Annotated in this window: 13 protein-coding genes and 1 pseudogene; 4 read left to right on the top strand and 10 right to left on the bottom strand. The window is 42.3% G+C overall.

Going from position 1 to position 18,094, the window contains the following annotated elements:
* Window positions 1–135: 135 nt before the first annotated feature.
* From asnS to ABLA85_RS07675, 3 genes are all read left to right on the top strand, one after another.
* The gene (gene asnS / locus ABLA85_RS07685) at window positions 136–1,536 is read left to right on the top strand and encodes an asparagine--tRNA ligase (RefSeq protein WP_367962823.1); all 1,401 of its coding nucleotides are present in this window, start codon (window positions 136–138) and stop codon (window positions 1,534–1,536) included.
* Between the two features lie 306 nt (window positions 1,537–1,842).
* Window positions 1,843–2,952 carry a porin gene (locus ABLA85_RS07680; protein WP_367962821.1) on the top strand — a complete coding sequence of 370 codons (1,110 nt, stop codon included), beginning with the start codon at window positions 1,843–1,845 and terminating at the stop codon, window positions 2,950–2,952.
* A 243-nt stretch (window positions 2,953–3,195) separates the two neighbouring features.
* A complete protein-coding gene (locus tag ABLA85_RS07675; RefSeq protein WP_367962820.1) occupies window positions 3,196–4,386 on the top strand; it encodes an amino acid aminotransferase in 1,191 nt (396 codons plus the stop codon).
* A 100-nt stretch (window positions 4,387–4,486) separates the two neighbouring features.
* On the opposite strand, the gene ABLA85_RS07670 is transcribed toward ABLA85_RS07675, so the two are convergent.
* The 8 genes and pseudogenes from ABLA85_RS07670 to cmoM all read right to left on the bottom strand — a co-directional run bounded on the left by ABLA85_RS07670 (window position 4,487) and on the right by cmoM (window position 15,915).
* Window positions 4,487–5,113, bottom strand: coding sequence for an MBL fold metallo-hydrolase (locus tag ABLA85_RS07670; protein WP_367962818.1), 627 nt, complete (start codon window positions 5,111–5,113; stop codon window positions 4,487–4,489).
* Window positions 5,114–5,224: 111 nt separating this feature from the next.
* On the bottom strand, window positions 5,225–5,773 hold the full coding sequence (locus tag ABLA85_RS07665; RefSeq protein ID WP_367962817.1) for a DUF882 domain-containing protein: 549 nt from the start codon (window positions 5,771–5,773) through the stop codon (window positions 5,225–5,227).
* 442 nt (window positions 5,774–6,215) lie between these two features.
* Window positions 6,216–7,943: a L,D-transpeptidase gene (ldtD, locus tag ABLA85_RS07660; RefSeq protein WP_367962815.1), complete on the bottom strand. Its 1,728-nt coding sequence runs from the start codon at window positions 7,941–7,943 to the stop codon at window positions 6,216–6,218.
* Between the two features lie 336 nt (window positions 7,944–8,279).
* Window positions 8,280–8,428: pseudogene (aphA, locus tag ABLA85_RS07655) on the bottom strand (acid phosphatase AphA); the annotation flags it as partial.
* A gap of 225 nt (window positions 8,429–8,653) precedes the next feature.
* Window positions 8,654–13,111 carry a chromosome partition protein MukB gene (mukB, locus tag ABLA85_RS07650; protein WP_367962813.1) on the bottom strand — a complete coding sequence of 1,486 codons (4,458 nt, stop codon included), beginning with the start codon at window positions 13,109–13,111 and terminating at the stop codon, window positions 8,654–8,656.
* Window positions 13,108–13,830 carry a chromosome partition protein MukE gene (gene mukE / locus ABLA85_RS07645; RefSeq protein ID WP_367962811.1) on the bottom strand — a complete coding sequence of 241 codons (723 nt, stop codon included), beginning with the start codon at window positions 13,828–13,830 and terminating at the stop codon, window positions 13,108–13,110. The genes mukB and mukE overlap by 4 nt, the downstream gene beginning before the upstream one ends.
* On the bottom strand, window positions 13,811–15,133 hold the full coding sequence (gene mukF / locus ABLA85_RS07640) for a chromosome partition protein MukF (RefSeq protein ID WP_367962809.1): 1,323 nt from the start codon (window positions 15,131–15,133) through the stop codon (window positions 13,811–13,813). The genes mukE and mukF overlap by 20 nt, the downstream gene beginning before the upstream one ends.
* Window positions 15,130–15,915, bottom strand: coding sequence for a tRNA uridine 5-oxyacetic acid(34) methyltransferase CmoM (cmoM, locus tag ABLA85_RS07635; RefSeq protein ID WP_367962808.1), 786 nt, complete (start codon window positions 15,913–15,915; stop codon window positions 15,130–15,132). Before cmoM ends, mukF begins: the two co-directional genes overlap by 4 nt.
* Window positions 15,916–16,085: 170 nt before the next feature.
* On the opposite strand from cmoM, the gene elyC reads away from it, so the two are divergent.
* Entirely contained in the window at window positions 16,086–16,895 is an 810-nt protein-coding gene (gene elyC / locus ABLA85_RS07630; RefSeq protein ID WP_367962806.1) for an envelope biogenesis factor ElyC, read from the top strand.
* 215 nt (window positions 16,896–17,110) lie between these two features.
* Here the strand turns inward: elyC and kdsB are convergent, their stop codons facing one another.
* Window positions 17,111–17,860: a 3-deoxy-manno-octulosonate cytidylyltransferase gene (gene kdsB / locus ABLA85_RS07625; RefSeq protein WP_367962804.1), complete on the bottom strand. Its 750-nt coding sequence runs from the start codon at window positions 17,858–17,860 to the stop codon at window positions 17,111–17,113.
* Window positions 17,861–17,863: 3 nt separating this feature from the next.
* Complete coding sequence (locus tag ABLA85_RS07620) at window positions 17,864–18,043, bottom strand: Trm112 family protein (RefSeq protein ID WP_367962803.1); 180 nt, start codon at window positions 18,041–18,043, stop codon at window positions 17,864–17,866.
* Between the last annotated feature and the right edge of the window lie 51 nt (window positions 18,044–18,094).

Genomic DNA, 18,094 nt, shown 5'->3' with positions numbered 1-18,094 from the left:
CCTGCTAATCCCCTTAATTTCTGCTTGTTTCCTGTGAGATGACAAGTAAGATAAGGGGCCATAGTGCTTGTTTGACACTATTTACAATAAATCTAATTAATTATTTCATTATCATATAAAAGAAGAGAGAAATTTATGAGCGTAGCGCCTGTAGTCGATGTACTGCAAGGCCGTGTTCCGGTTGGCAGCGAAGTCACCGTCCGCGGCTGGGTACGTACAAGGAGAGATTCTAAAGCTGGTATCTCATTCCTCGCCGTCCATGACGGTTCCTGCTTTAATCCATTACAGGCCGTCGTTAATAATAATTTACCTAATTACCAGGATGAAATTCTGAATCTGACTACTGGCTGCTCTGTGGAAGTGACTGGCACAGTAGTAGAATCACAAGGTAAAGGCCAGAGTTTCGAGCTGCAAGCAACCAAAGTCGTTGTTATTGGTATGGTGGAAGATCCTGATACTTACCCAATGGCGGCGAAACGCCACAGCATCGAATACCTGCGTGAAGTGGCCCACCTCCGCCCACGTACCAACCTGATTGGTGCAGTTGCCCGTGTTCGTCACACTCTGGCACAAGCTCTGCATCGTTTTTATCATGAGAAAGGTTTCTTTTGGGTATCTTCACCCTTGATCACTGCTTCAGATACTGAAGGTGCAGGTGAAATGTTCCGCGTTTCCACTTTGGATCTGCAAAACCTGCCACTGACGGATAAAGGTGAGGTTGATTTCAGTAAGGATTTCTTCGGACGTGAAGCCTTCCTGACAGTATCTGGTCAGCTAAACGGTGAAGCCTATGCCTGTGCATTGAGCAAAGTCTACACCTTCGGGCCGACTTTCCGTGCTGAAAACTCTAATACCAGCCGCCATCTGGCTGAGTTCTGGATGCTTGAGCCAGAAGTTGCTTTTGCCGATCTGAACGACATCGCTAAACTCGCTGAAGAAATGCTGAAGTATGTCTTCAAGGCAGCTTTGGCAGAACGTGCTGATGATCTCGCTTTCTTTGCAGAACGTGTTGATAGCGAAGTCATTACCCGGCTGGAAAAATTTGTTGATTCAGACTTTGTTCAGTTAGATTACACTGATGCCATTGAAATTCTGGAAAACTGTGGTCATAAATTCGAAAACCCTGTTTACTGGGGTGTTGATTTGGCATCTGAACATGAACGCTATCTGGCAGAGAAGCACTTTGGTTCGCCAGTTATTATGAAAAACTATCCAAAAGACATCAAAGCCTTTTACATGCGCATGAATGAAGATGGCAAAACTGTTGCTGCAATGGATGTTCTGGCGCCAGGCATTGGTGAGATTATTGGTGGTTCCCAACGTGAAGAACGTTTGGACATGCTGGATAAGCGTATGGAAGAGATGGGACTGAATAAAGACGATTATTGGTGGTATCGTGATCTACGTCGTTATGGCACTGTTCCTCATTCTGGTTTCGGTCTGGGCTTTGAACGTCTGGTGGCTTATGTCACTGGTGTATCAAATGTACGCGATGTTATCCCATTCCCACGGACACCAAGAAACGCAAGTTTCTAATGAATCAGCTCAATAAATAAGCAAAATTTAATCCTAAGAAAAGCCAGCAAATGCTGGCTTTTTTCATTCTATGGCGAAAACAGTGCAAAAAAAGTTCCTTGACATTTACAATTTGAAATATCTATTTTCATTTTGTTACTAATTTTGTGCTTTTGTAGCATTTTGAAGGTGGATAAAACCTATGACCAATGGAACACTGAGCGCAGATTAATAAGACACCTGATATCCATAAATAGTTCCAAAAACTTTAGTGTTCTGTTTCTGGCAGTAACAGATGTCTGAATAACACCAATGAGGGTAATAATAATGAAGCGCAATATTCTTGCAGTGGTAATTCCAGCTCTGCTGGTTGCTGGTACAGCAAACGCAGCCGAAATTTTCAACAAAGATGGTAACAAACTGGATCTGTACGGTAAAGTAGACGTGCGTCATCAGTTTTCCGATAAGAGAAGCAAAGAAGATGGTGATGCTTCTTACGCTCGTATCGGCATCAAAGGCGAAACTCAGATCTCTGATCAACTGACTGGTTTCGGTCGTTGGGAATACAACCTGAAAGCTCACACTGAAGAAGGTAAGCAAGATACTGCTACTCGTCTGGCTTTTGCGGGTTTGAAATTCGCTAACTATGGTTCACTGGATTACGGTCGTAACTACGGCGTAAACTACGACATTAACGCATGGACTGACGTACTGCCAATCTTTGGTGCTGATTCCATGGCTAAAACTGATAACTATATGACTGGCCGTGCTACTGGCCTGTTGACCTACCGTAACACTGACTTCTTTGGTCTGGTTGATGGTCTGAACTTTGCTCTGCAATATCAGGGTCAAAACAGCGATCGTACTAAAAACAGTCGCAGTGGAGATAAAGCAAACGGTGATGGTTACGGTTTAGCTGCTACTTATAACATAGTTGATGGTCTTACTGTTGGTGGTTCTTACGCTAACTCTGCTCGTGCAAATGGCCAATGGAATACTGGTTCTGCCCACGGCAAACGTGCAGAAGCATGGAACATCGGTGCTAAATACGATGCTAACAACGTATATCTGGCAGCAATGTACGGCGAAACCCGCAATATGACCCCTGGTTCAGTAAAAATTCCTGGTGACGAATACAAAGGTGTTGCTAATAAAACTCAAAACGTTGAATTAGTTGCACAATACCTGTTCGCTGACTATGGTCTGAAACCATCTCTGGCTTATGTTCAATCCAAAGGTAAGGATCTGAATCGTAACAACGATGCCAAAGGTATCAACGCTGATCTGGTTAAATATGTTTCTGTAGGTTCTTACTACTACTTTAACAAAAACCTGTCTACCTATGTTGATTACAAAATCAACCTGCTGGACAAAAACGAAGGTCAAGACACAGGTGCTCGTAACGTATTCGGTGTTGGCCTGACTTATCAGTTCTAATCATTTCTGATAAAATTGTTTAACGAAAAGTTAAATAAATTTATCTTAGAAAAGCAGCGCTCCGGCGCTGCTTTTTGTATTTTACTTTACTGTTTTTTCTGACTATTTTCTTCACTCCGTAAACTACTTCACAAGATTTTATTCTTTTTACTACTAGTGGTTGGCAAATGAGTTCCTTAAGGTTACCCTGAGCAGCGTATAACTCATTTTGGGCTTAACTCTCCAAATTTTGGAATTGAAAAAATGTTTGAGAAAATCACCGCAGCGCCTGCCGACCCCATCCTTGGTTTAGCAGATAGTTTTAAAGCTGATCCCCGCGAAAATAAAATCAACCTGGGTATTGGTGTCTACAAAGATGAAACCGGTAAAACCCCTGTCCTGACGACCGTTAAAAAAGCAGAAAAATTCCTGCTGGAAAATGAAACCACTAAAAATTATCTGGCAATTAGCGGATTACCGGAATTTGGTCGTGTAACTCAAGAACTGCTCTTCGGCAACACCAGCGCTATCATTACTGACAAACGCGCCCGTACTGTACAAAGCCCAGGTGGAACAGGTGCGCTGCGTATTGCCGCTGATTTTATTGCTAAACAAACCAATGCCAAACGTGTTTGGATCAGCAACCCGACCTGGCCAAACCATAAAGGTGTTTTCGCCAGTGCCGGTTTAGAGATCCGCGAATACAACTATTACGATGCAGAAAAACACGCTCTGGATTTCGAAGGTATGCTTGCCAGTCTGTCTGAAGCACAGGCAGGTGATGTTGTTCTGCTTCATGGCTGCTGCCATAACCCAACTGGTATTGATCCAACCGCTGAACAGTGGCAGAAACTGGCAGATTTATCTGCGGCAAATGGCTGGTTGCCTGTATTCGATTTCGCTTATCAGGGTTTTGCCAAAGGTCTGGATGAAGACGCCGAAGGTTTGCGCATTTTTGCTAAAAATCACAATGAACTGCTCGTTGCCAGCTCTTACTCCAAAAACTTCGGCCTGTACAACGAGCGTGTAGGTGCCTGCACTATCGTTGCAGCAGATAGTGACACCGCAGAAAAAGCATTCAGTCAGGCGAAATCTATTGTTCGTACCAACTATTCCAACCCACCAGCGCATGGTGCATCTGTAGTAACAACCATTCTGTCCAACGAAGAACTGAAAGCAGAATGGATTCAGGAATTGGCAACAATGCGTGAACGCATTCAGCGCATGCGCCAGTTGTTTGTAAATACGTTGCAGGAAAAAGGAACAAAACAAGATTTCAGCTTTATTATCGCTCAAAATGGTATGTTCTCATTCAGTGGTCTGACTAAAGAACAAGTTGAGCGTCTGCGTGAAGAATACGCCGTTTATGCAGTTAGCTCTGGTCGTATTAACGTAGCAGGCTTAACATTGGAGAACATGGTTCCTCTATGTGAAGCTATCGTTGCTGTGCTTTAACTTTCATAGATACATCAGCCTCCTGACAATAAAGCCGCTTGTTTAGCGGCTTTATTGTTTTTATCTCACATCCCTGGATCTGAAAATTAATTGATCAGTTTTACAAAAAAGGGTTAGTTTTTCGCTCATGGCCCAATGTTGACATTGGCCCATGTCCGGGAATGAATTGATAATCATCTCCCAAAGGTAACACTTTTTCTTTAATAGATTGAATCAACTCATCATAATTTCCGCCCGGAAAATCTGTGCGCCCGATACTGCCTTTAAACAGTACATCCCCCATTGAGATTAATTTCTCAGTATGATTAGCAAAGATAATATGCCCTGGAGTGTGTCCCGGACAATGCAAAACAGAAAGTCGGATGTTGCCAATTTGTAATGTATCCCCTTCATCCAACCAACGTTCAGGAGTAAAGGATGGGCATTCTTCGACACCAAACATCTGACATTGAACTTCTAATGCTTCTATCCAATACGCATCAGCTTTATGCGGCCCATGAACCGGCACATTAAAATGAGCAGCAACATCAACAGTTGCACCAACATGATCAAAGTGACCATGTGTCAGTAAAATTTGAGTTAACTTTAACCCCCGACGTTCTATTTCAGATATCAGTTTTTCAGCTTCACCACCGGGGTCAACAATTGCAGCCTCCAGAGTTTCCTCGCACCAGATCAACGTACAATTCTGCATCGCAGCGGTGACAGGCATAATGTGGTATTTCATTGTATTACTTAACTCCACAATCAGGATAATTTCTAAATATACCCAATAAATTTTCAAGTTATAGCACAGCGAACAGAGAAGCAACTTGAAAAATGAAAGAAGATATTAAGATTACCACGTCCTGACCGGACCAGTATCAATATGGATAAAATTACTTTCTGGATAGAACCCTACTCCACCTGATCTCATCTTCAATGCCGCCTTACAAATATGTGTCAGCTCCACACCATTGATATGAAAATCCATTGCCTGACCACGGGTATGATAACTATGTTTTGCCACACCAGAGCTTTTATGGCGTAACATATTATTAGTTTTTAATGAACGATAGCCCGATATCAACTGAACAGATTTATTTATTCCCATCATCATTTGTAATAAGTAAATCTGGTCAAATAACTTCGGATCAATTGTTTTGATTTCATTTTGGCGATAATCACGGAATAAATAATTCAGACGAGCAAGTTCAGATTTATTATATTGGTGACCGTCAAAAAACTCGGTTTTAATGGTTTCTCCAGTATGGAGATTATCTATATGCAGGCTTCTGGGGCGTAGAGTTGTCAATGTAGCTAATGCATGTTGAGGCAATAAACCTAACCCCAATGCAACCATACCTACGCCGAGCCACTTACGGCGGTTATGATCAATATTATTCATGTATTATGCCCTGCTATTCTATGATTTATACCCCCATTGTCTTTCAAGATATAGCTTTATTCTTTATTGACTATATCTTGAAATTCATAGAGAGATTTGGATAATTTCAAAACTATATTAACAATTATATTTAATCAATTAACAACACAGCAACAGAAAAAAAGTATTTCCTCCTATTTTTGTATATTACTGTAAATTTACCAGTTAATATTTGTGATCTGCTTTACGTATCACGATTTATATTCAACACAATTTAAATATTTATGTTTAATTAATGCAAAATATTATTTGATTAGATCAAGATAATTACACTGTAATTAAAAGAAAAACAATCGGAAGGGATAAAAAATGAGTGGAAGAAAAATAGCAGTGAAGAGATAAATTTCTTATCCTCACTGCATAGATGCGATTATTAATTTTTTTATTCATAATTTAATAAAAATTATGGTGACAATGTATCTCGTTTGATTGCCAAAACTTGGGACACCAGCTCAGATTTTTTTCTGGCATTGCTATCATATTCATATATATCTTCCCGATATTGAGGCTTTCCTTTTTCATCAACCCAAGCTGTCTGATAATAAAGGAATACAGGGATTTTTTTCGGTATATTCACATACCTTGTTGTCCATGTTTTCAAAGAATTACTCACACGATTTTTATCCCAACCTGCATCTCCCAATAGCATATTAGCCAATTCAGGTGCTTTGTTAACACGTACACAACCTGAACTAATCGCTCTCATCTCTCGATTAAATGATGTTTGATTTGGCGTATCATGCAAATATATCGCCTCTGAGTTTGGCATATTAAACTTAAATCGTCCTAATGAGTTAGTTGGGCCTGGAGCTTGCCGTATCCGATAAGGGAAATTGCCGGGTGTTATCACTCGCCAATTAATTGATGAGGGATTGATAACTGTAGCATCACTATGCCAACTGGAAAAAACAGTATAACCACGACTACGAAAATAATTGGGATCACGCATGGCTCTTGGTGCTATATCTTTGCGGATCATACTGACAGGAACCGTCCAAGGAGGGTTGATTACCACATTATTCATCTCACTGCTCATAATCGGTGTCTTTCGGCTTGGACGCCCAACAACAACTTTAGAAGTTAAGACTTTTTCCCCATCTAAATAATAAAATAACGAGTAATTCGGAATATTCACTAAAATCGCGGTAGGAAGATTGTCAGGAATGATGCGTAGCCGCTGCATATTCAAAGCTATAATTCTGGCGCGGGTTTGTGGCGTAGTATTTAACCATACTCTTGTAGATTGTCCAATAACACCATCAGCAGGTAATCCATGTAAAGATTGAAAGCGTTTTACGGCAGCGACTAACTCTTTGTTATAAAGTTTATTTTCTGGCTTGACTACTGATGAATCCAAAGTATCAGCTCGGATCAATATATTTCTTAATGCAGTGACACTTTTACTACTTTGTCCCGGTCTTAACGTTTCTTTCATCGAAAATTCAGACCACGGCTGCTTATCCGATAATTGTTTTAGCATCTCACTGCGCATATTTTCATACATGGAATGATCAGGAGATAATCCCAAAATATAATCACTAAAGCTATTATGAGAAATATGTTTTTGCCAATCATCAATTGAATCAGAAGAAGGTAAATCGATTTTATAAGGTGTTTTTCTATATAACCATGAATCCCCTTTCTTATGAATGTTATTAATAAAATGAAGATAACCTAGCATAGCATCAGATAGAATAACATCTCGCCCCATATCACTTAATTCAGGAGAATTAAGTTGCACAAACCATTTCCCAAATTGGGGCTGAAACCCTGCTAATGATAAGTCAAACAATTGTTGTTCAAAATGCTGTATAGCATTTTTATCCTGCCATAATGGTTTCATGTTATTTACCGAATATAATCTAGCTAACTTCTCAGAGAAAACAGGGATTATTTTTTTCGGTAATAAATTCTGTAATTGTTCCTTACTTTCTTCAAGAGAATTTGTTAAAAATACAGGAGCTATCTGAGTAGAGGTTATGTTGCTATCTGCTTTTTTTTGTTCCCCTGACAATTGCTGGACATCATTTGTTATCAATCCATTTTGTTGATTTGCAAAGATTCCCTCTGATACTACTAAGATGCTACAAATAAAAGAAAATTTCAGTAATCTTACCGTGTTATTTGCCATAAGAGTTCACCTCGCTTTTTATGTATACCCCTCTTTTTCATAGAGACAACTTAATCGACTGAATTCATCAGCCTTAGCACTGTACATGAGATTTACTGGGGATATCTGGCTATCCAATGACTTATTCTAATTATCGGCAGAGCTATTTTATCAAAAGAAAATAATAGTAATTATATACATAATTACTTATTAAGACAGAAAGCTTTTCAATTATATACAATTACATGAGTCAAAAGAAAATTTTCACTATAATAATTTAGATTATGTTAATCCTAAAAAAGAAAAGGCACTTAAAGTGCCATTAATAAGAAATAAACATAATAAATTTTCATATTCATATTCTGAGTTAATCACCACCTCTTCTCCAAATTTTCCTGCTTTAGGTAAAGGTTGATAAGAAGAATTAGATGCTCTCTCATCCAGCTAATTTTATTATTCTTACCAGGATCATCACCAGAAAAAATAATAAGGTTCATTTTATCAGCAAGAAAACCAACAGCAAGCGCAATTGCACTAAATGTCAACATCACTTTACGCATCGTTTTTCCTTCTGCCATCCTGGTCACAACGCATAGAATGATAAACACGCCTATTTCAATAAAATGAGATTCCATGTACATATTTCAAAATGTTATTATTATATTTATAAATTTAAAGCCGTCATTTGATTGAATGACGGCTTTAATCCATTAGTTTAAAAGAAATTATCTTTAAAATATCACTTGAGCTTGCTCTTGCCGCTGTTCGATAGCAGGTACTTCCTGTCCAAAACCTCGCAACCCAACAACATGCACATGTTCCTGGTTATTGAAGATTTTACGTACCAGTTTATAGGTTGTCCCTCTCTCTGGGCTGATATTCTCTGGTGCTGCGATAATTAACTGCATATGTAAACGTTCACATAATTCAAACAGTGTTGCAATTGACTTTGCATCCAAACGGGCCGCTTCATCCAGGAACAGTAAACGACATGGAGAGATATCTTTGCCCCGCAGACGACGGGATTCCTCTTCCCAACTCTGTACAACCATCACCAGAATTGACATCCCCGTACCAATCGCTTCACCTGTGGAAAGTGCCCCACTTTCCGCTTTCAGCCAACCGTCCGAACCACGGTTTACCTCGACTTCTAATTCAAGGTAATTACGATAGTCCAGTAATTCTTCACCTATCGTTTGAGGTAAACGCTGCCCCATATCGATTTGCGGATTCAAGCGCTGATAAAGTTTGGCCATTGCTTCCGAGAAAGTCAGACGCTGGCTATTAAACAGATCCTGGTGCTGCTCCTGCTGCTGAGAAAGTACGTCCAGCAAAACAGAGTGGCTTTCACGTACATTCACATTCAGGCGCACACCACCTACCTGACCGAATGCAACAGTTTGCAACCCCTGGTTCAGCATACGAATACGGTTCTGCTCACGCTGAATGGTTTTACGAATGATATTAGCTACACTTTTTGAGCTAATGGCCAATTTTTGCTCGCGTGCTGTCAATTCCTCCGTTAAGCGACCCAGTTCAATTTCCATTTGTTCAATGGCATCAACTGGATCATCGGTACGAATAATATCCTGACGAATCCTCTCACGCAGATGTTGATACACAGCGACAAAGAACTGAATCTTACGTTCGGGACGTTTCGGATCTTCAGATAATCGTAATGCATCACGCAAATGCTCATTATCCGCTACCGCAAGACGCAATGCTCCCAACGCTTTGTCTGACATTGAACGTAACGCATCACCATCCATATAAGCCAGTTCACGACGATGGAGACGACGTTCAACGCCATTGTCTTTTACCATCCGCATCACAGCACACCAGCCTGCTTTAGAAGAAACCACCTGCTCCCGTTTCAGGTAATAATCACGCTCAGATTTACGCAGCTTTTTGTGGAGGTTTTCTATTTCGGCCTCACAGAATGCAATTTGTTTCTCAAGCTGATTAATTCGGGAACGATTAGTTTGCACGGCAGTATGGAGCTGATCACGACGTTCACGAGCACGATTTTCTGCATCGGCATCAGCCTGAACACCAATCTCTTTCATCTCTTGCTCAAGTTCCTGCAACATATCCCGTTTGGTGTCATAAGAACTCTTCAATGAGGCCAATACCTGACTAAACTGAGCACATTGCGATTGCTGCTGGCGCAATTGTTCACGGGCACGGCGGCGATCAGATTCCGCATGTTCAAGACGCTGACGCAGTTTGTCATTCAGGTCACTATTTTCACTGAGCATTCCCGCCGAGTCGCTGTAACTGAAATGCGCACGACGTTGTACTACTTCAGTCAGAGCAAAAGCCTGTTGTTTAGCTTTAATTTGACTATGCTTAGCTGTTTCATAATCCCGCTGTAACTGTTCATGTTGTTGAGGATCACTTTGTAAAACGGAAACCAATGGCTCAAGTTTACTCAATGCACTACCATACTGTTGTAAAAAACGAACTGCATCTTGTGCTTCAATCATTTCTTCGCGCACGGTTTCTACACGATCAATCAGTGTTTCATCCAACAAAATCGTGACTTGCGGAATCAACCGATTCAGTACAGACAAACTCTCTTTTACCTGAGACTGTTTTTGTTGATGTTGCTGAGTCTGAGTCTCAAATAGTGACAATTCTCGTTCCAGCTCTGCACGGCGTTGGTTTAGGCTACGAATTTCAACTTCCGGATCGTTATCAAACACTACGGATAAGTGTTTACCAACAAAACGACTGAAAGCCTGATGCGCGCGTTGGATTTTCTGTACATCAAATGAGAGCGTTGCGTAACGCTCTGCCAGCGTATCACGCTCCAGGCTAAGAGCTTCCAGACGGTTTTCCCTTGCCGCCCGCCCAAAAAGTGGTACTTCAGGATAACGGGAATAGCGCCACTGGCGATCGGAGGATTTCACCAGAACTGCATTTTCCTGCTCTTCAAAATGGAATACGCTGTCATCGAATGATTGTGGATCTCCCTCAATCAGATAGAGATCTTCCGGGCAATCTTCCAATGCTTCCAGATGTGGACGTACCAAAGAGAGATCAGGTACAACAATCGCATGACGAGCAGGGCCATAGAGCGCAGAGAAATAAGGTGCATCGTCAATGGTAATGTCATCGTAAATCTCTGAGAGAAGAACTCCACCAAAACGCTCCGCCAGTACCAACAATCGGTTATCTTCTGCGCCACTCGGCTGGCTCAGGCGTTCGATCTGTTTTTCAAATTCACGTTTCTGTGCCGCCACATCGTCACGTTCAACAGTGATTTCACGCTCTTGTTCCAGCAACTGTTGCATATATTCCGTAACATCATTGCCACTTTCGAACGTTTCACCACTCTGCTCACTAAGTTGGTTCAGCATTTCCTGCGCAGCCAGCCAAACAGGGGCACGTGATGTCAATTCTTGAATTTTCTGCTTGAGTTGCTCAAGTTCTTGGCGCATCTGCATATGGCGCTCACCACTTTTATGCGCACTCTGGCTTAATTCTTCCAGTTGAGCTTCTAATTCACCCTGCAATGCTTCCAGATCTTCCGCCTGATATTGCTGGTGATGGCGTTTGCAGAATTCTTCCAGCAAACGCTCTGCATTTTGCTGGCTATTCAACCGTTGTTCCAATTCAGCCAGTTGAATACGCAATGGTTGAATGCGATCAGCCAAATGACGCTGAGATGGCCATTCACGCAGTACTTCGCGAGCACTTTGCCATGCTTCGCTACGGCTGACTTCACCAACAATACTTTTTACTAGCTGATAAGCTTGCTCAAACTGGCTATGAGCGGCATCGGCCACACTCAGCTTTTGTTCCAATGACAACAGGGTTTCTGTTGCCTGCTGCTCTTTAGCCTGATAGGTTTCTTGCCATTCTTCTGCATTTTCTATCGATAATTCAGGAAGCTGGCAAAACTCACGGGCACGTTCCAACGCTTGCAATGCCTGCTGGTATTGAATTGCACGGGTTTGTTGGACATCTAATGCCTGCTGATAATCAGCAAGCTGGCTTTTCAATTCGTCAACTTCCTGTTCAGCCGCCTCAGAAACCGCCTCATATTCGGCTTGCAATTCCCTCGCTTCTTCAACAACTTCAGTTTGTTCTTCCAGTCGATAAGTCAGCTCTTCAACATCCGCCTGGTAACGGTCAATTTTCTCCTGCTGGCGCATGGCTGTTTGAACCAGATTCAGGTGATCACTGGCGGCCTGATAATCCATCTCCAAATCAGAAGATGCGTCACTCTGTTCAGCAAGTTCCCGTGCCATATCAACATGGCGATACTGTTGCGTCACTAGCTGACGACGGCCGGCAAACAATTCACTGCGTAAAGCCAGCGCTTCATCTAAATGGATGCGGCGCTCGTTAGCATGACGCATGTAATCAGCCGAAACATACGCCGTCGCTTCAGTGATAAGATGCTTAAACAAATCGCGGTCAGATTGAGTGACACGAATAGCTTCCAGCGTAATACGGTTTTCACGCAGAGCGGCTTCCATATCCTGAAATGCTTTTCTGACGCCACTATTTTCTGGCAATAAGTAATCACGCAATGAACGGGTAATGGCACTAGAAATCCCACCATACAGCGATGCTTCAATCAGACGGTAAAACTTGCTGCGATCACTGGCAGAACGTAGACGTTTCGGGATCACACCTAAATCAAACATCAAGGCATGGTAGTCAGTGATGGAGTTAAACTGTTTGAACTGGACGCCATCCATCTCATCAAGACGCTCTTTCAGTTCATTTAATGGCAGAACCCGCGCCTGACGTTCGCTGATGTTTTCGGTTAATAACTGCGTCGGCTGAACTGATGCAGGGACGCCCTGGATCATAAAGGGCTTGATATCAACTTTCCGGTCTCGTCCGGCAACCTGCTGCAAACGTACACCAGCAATGATCCGCTGATGACGGGAATTAACAACATCCAGTGTAGAATAACAGACTCCTGCACGCAGTTTTCCGTGCAGGCCTTTATCACGGGAACCACTTGTTGCTCCTGCCTCCGTGGTATTACGGAAATGCAGTAGCGTCAAGTCAGGGATCAAAGCCGTGACAAACGCTGCCATCGTCGTGGACTTACCCGCACCATTACCCCCGGATAACGTGGTTACCAGTTCATCAAGATCAAAGGTTCTGGCAAAAAAGCCGTTCCAGTTAACAAGTGTCAGTGAGCGAAATTTACCGCGTTCAATCATGACTGCTCATCCTCCGTACCTTCTGCTGAATGCACCGATGCTTCTTCGTGTTGATTACCTTCTCGCGATAAGCTACTTTCCACCGACATCGCCTCTCCATCACGGATCATCCGTAACTGGGCTTCACGTGGATCATCACCGCTACGTACATCTGCACCGAAACGAAATACAGCTTCGGCGATCGTAAATTTATTACTGTCATTTTGCAGGAAACAGACCATTCCCAAACGACGCAAACGGTTTAAGGAAGTACGTACTTTTTCCTGTAGTTTTTGTTTATCCAAATCAGAGCCGATTGAACGTTGGTTCACCAATTTCATCAGCTTGTTTTCATCTGCCAATGACAACAGTTCTTCATAAAGTTCCTGATAAGTAAATATACCCTGATTGGATAAACGCTCCGGGCTGAGATAGAGATAGCACAGGATCTTACCCACCATCATATCCAACTCAGACAAAACAGAGCGGGAAATCAGCGTATTTGAACGCGGGCGTAAATAGAAAAAACCTTCTGGTGCGCGAATTAACTCGACGTTATAACGTGAGTAAAAAGTTTCCAACTCTTCCTGAAAATCCATTAAAAAAGCATGATTATCAAGATCATCCATTCCAATATGACGCCCCGAACGAAGCTGGCTGTCTAATTCTGGAAAAAGTGTGTTGGATAATGCCTGAGCCAGTTTAACTGGCATAAATTGTTCAATATGTGTCGATGACATGTGCCTGCACCTTGGCTCCGTAATCATTAATCGCTAACCATTCCGCTGGTAACCCAGAGAAATCCGCTTCTGCAACGCCCAACCGTATTGCCTGATCCACCAGAATACGTGCCACATCAAAATGACGCTTGCGGGGATGCTGAGCAAGGTAGTCACGCAATACTGCACCTAAATCCAACGGAAGTTTGGCCTGTTGGTAAATTGCCAACGCCTGTTCTACCATCTCCGCCAGTTGCTCGTTGATTTCACTAAACTCTTCGTATTCCATTTCTGGTGGTAATTCACCCATGACTTCTTCATTACGCAATGTCAGCTCTTCATCACGCATATCCAACAAACGCTCTGCATTCGCGACAGTCAGCACCCACGGGTTATCAAAATAGTGTTGGATAGATTGGCGAAGACGCTGAGCAAAAATGCGGTTTTTATCCATGTCAATGGCCGTTCGAATAAATTTGTGAACATGGCGGTCGTAACCGATCCAAAGATCAATAGCCTGCTGCCCCCAACTAATAATACGGTCGAGTTTGTTTTGCAGATCAAAAACCAATTTATCAACCAGCTCAGATCCTTCATTTACCATATTGGCATCTTGGATCCGCAGTAGATTAGCCTGTAGTTTATCACCGGCTGCCTCCAGGGTGTCCTGAAGCTCTCTCAGAGTTCCAGAGGTTTCAGACAGTAGCTGCTCACAGTTGGCGATAGCTGCCTGCCAATCCTGATTAAGCAACGCCGCAATATCTGCTTTTACGCTGTTTTGTTGCTCATCCATAATGCGCTGTGACATATCAATACTGTCAAATATTTCAGCTACTGAATATTTAAGTGGCGCAAACACATTGCGATGCCAATGAAATTCATCACCACTTTCTTCAGCAGCCTCAGCCGCACGATGCAGTTCACTGGCAACGATAGAAAGCTGCATAGAAAGACGCAATGTAGAGAATTCACGCTGGCGAATATAATAATCACTAATGCCAATCCCTAATGGAGTCAGGCGATAGATAGCACTACCCTCTGCTAATTCACTGGTAAAACGGCTAAGCAGCTTTTGACGTACCATATCGTTAATGGCGTTGTTCGCCCTGACAGCAACAGATTCCGCAGTTTGTTCAAAACCTTTACAAACTTCCCGGAAAGCATCAACCAGCTCTCCTTCACTCATTTCGCCATCAAGACGTTCACTATTCAATACAGCAATTGCCATCAAAAAAGCCAACCGCTCTGGTGGCAACGAAATGGAAAAATCATTCTTTCTGGCCCAGGACACAAGTTCAGGAACAGTCTGGGAATATTCACTCATAATTCGCTCTTTAAGGTAGGCTTGCGTGCTATCACATGAATGTAGCGTCCAAGGCTGATATAGGGCTCTTGTCTGCAATAACGTTGTTCAAGTTCTAGCAACGCTGGAAAATCTGTATCTTGTAATTGGCGACTTTGCAGGTAGTCGTGAAAAACCCTGACTCCTGTTTTTCCGGTTATTTCCATATTGAGTTCAACGAGCCATTGATATACCTGTTCGGGCACTAATGGATTCTGTGGCGATAGAGAACGTTTACGGCGACGCTGAATATTCGGCGTCGCCAAATGAAAATTACCCAAAATGGCATTGCGCATAACTAACCCATTAGCATTATAAAACATTAATGAGAGCGCACCACCGGGCGTGATTATATCTCCCAATATTTCTATCGCATCTTTTTGATCGGTGATCCATTCCAATACCGCATGGAACAGAATTAAATCAACGGGCTGTTCAATATATCGGTGAATTTCCTGTACCGGACTCTGGATAAATTGCATCTGATGAAGAACGCCACGTTCTTCTGCATTACTTTTTGCCCGTTGGATCATTTCTTCAGAGAGGTCACATAATATTACTTGATGGCCTAATTCAGCTAATTGGCAAGCCATATTTCCTTCACCACCTCCTGCATCCAAAATACGCAGTGGTTGTTGAGGTAAATGGTTCAGCAATTCTTTGATATCCTGCCAGACAACGGCCTGTCTGATTTTACCTTTGGTTGTGCCGTAAATATTACGCGAAAATTTGTCTGCAATATCATCGAAATTGCGATCCCGCATGAAAAACTGCCTCACTTATCAACTAAGTTTGATGTATCTATTGAATATTTATGCTGTCTATTGCTATTTTTTACTATTGTTATTTTGGCACAGTAATCAGTAAATTCACTACTTTTAGCCCTGAATCTACCCCTGTGCGGTGATAATTCAATCAAACCATAGGTCAATTGATGTTATTCCTGCTTAAAAAATACGTTGGTGCACTATTAATGCCGCTACCTTTAATTATTCTTATCTCTCTGGCTGCTTTGCTCTTGTTGTGGTTTACCCGCTGGCAAAAAACGGGGAAAGTTATTTTATCACTGAGCTGGCTTATGCTACTTTTATTAAGCTCACAACCCGTTGCTGACAAATTGTTACTTCCTGTTGAAGGGAAATATATCCAACGCTACAAACCTGATACCAAACATACACCATCGGTAAAATACATTGTCGTTCTTGGTGGCGGCTTCACTTATAACCCGGAATGGGCACCCAGTGCCAATCTTATTAGTAATAGCTTGCCCAGAGTAACCGAAGGTATTCGGTTATATCGTCTTAATTCTGGTGCAAAAATGATTTTTACTGGGGGTAAGGGCGTTAATCCAATTAGCAGTGCAGAAATCGCGGCTATGGTAGCACAATCTTTGGGAGTTCCTGTAGAAGACACGATAACATTAAAAAAACCACTGGATACAGAGGAAGAAGCGATCGAGGTTGAAAAGATCGTTATGCAACAGCCCTTTATTCTTGTCACTTCCGCAAATCATATGAAACGTTCTCTGAAATTTTTCGAACGACGTGGTATGCACCCTATTCCCGGCCCGGCAAATCAACTGGCAGTCACAACTCCATTATATGGATGGGAAAAATACATTCCATCTTCCTATTATTTTTCCCATACGGAGCGTGCCTGGTATGAAACACTGGGGAAAATTTGGCAAGCAATCAAGCCTTCCAGTACAGATAAAGAGAGCGAAAAATTAGAAAATTCGCGGTAGAAAACCACTAGCACCAGCAATATCACTATACTGTTTTGTATGACGCAACAGGGAAAGTTAAGTCATAATAAAAAGTTTCAAGCATAAGGGGCTAGGCCAATGTGGTTAAAATTAGGCGGTTCAAGTCGCCTAATTGCGTTTCTTGTGCTCTGAATTCCGCTGGTTTCCAAAAAAATCTACTATTCAAAAACCAGCGCATTCAAAATTTCTTATACTCAAAGTGCTGCGAAAGCTTTTCTGGCTGCATCCAGATCTTCCGGTGTATCCACACCAGCACCCGGTGCTTGCAGTGCTTTCGCCACATGAATTTTTTCCCCGTACCAAAGTACCCGTAGCTGTTCGAGCATTTCGATATTTTCCAATGGGCTTGGCATCCATTGTACATAGCGACGAATAAATCCGGCTCTGTAAGCATAGATCCCGATATGGCGCAGAAAATTATCTCCGATAGTCTCTTTGGAGTGCATAAAATGATCGCGTTCCCACGGGATCGTGGCACGAGAAAAATAGAGCGCATAACCTTGCGCATCCATGACGACTTTTACTACATTGGGATTGAATGCTTCTCCTGCATCCTGGATCTGTACAGCAAGTGTTGCCATACCAGCATCACTTGCTGCCAGATTATCAGCAACCTGTTTGATGATTTGTTCGGGAATAAGTGGTTCATCACCCTGAACATTCACGATAATTTCGTCATCGGCAAATTGGTATTTGTCGATAACTTCCGCCAAACGTTCTGTACCTGAATGATGATTTTCACTTGTCATGCAGACTTCACCACCTTCAGCGGCAACTGCATCAAAAACGGCCTGATTATCTGTGGCGACAATTACGCGATGGGCACCAGAACGGATAACTCGTTCCATAACCCGCACAATCATCGGCTTTCCATGTATATCGGCCAATGGTTTTCCGGGTAAACGAGATGAAGCAAAACGTGCTGGAATAATGACAGTAAACATGAATTATCTTTTTTCCTTTGTTGGCAGAACACGTGCTTCATGTTCCAGCAGCACAGGAATACCATCACGGAAAGGAAAAGCGAGGCGGTCAATTTTGCAAATCAGTTCAAAATTTTCTTTATCGTAACTGAGCTTACCGTGACATACTGGGCAAGCAATGATTTCGAGTAAACGGTGATCCATACATCCCCCAAATGACGGGCTTGAAGTTTAATGCGGCTCAGAATACCACAA

The sequence above is a fragment of the Xenorhabdus sp. SGI246 genome, from assembly GCF_040838225.1.
Classification (GTDB): Bacteria; Pseudomonadota; Gammaproteobacteria; order Enterobacterales; family Enterobacteriaceae; genus Xenorhabdus; species Xenorhabdus indica.
The sequence above is the reverse complement of the archived record's forward strand: the minus strand, read 5'-3'. Positions and strand labels throughout refer to the sequence as shown.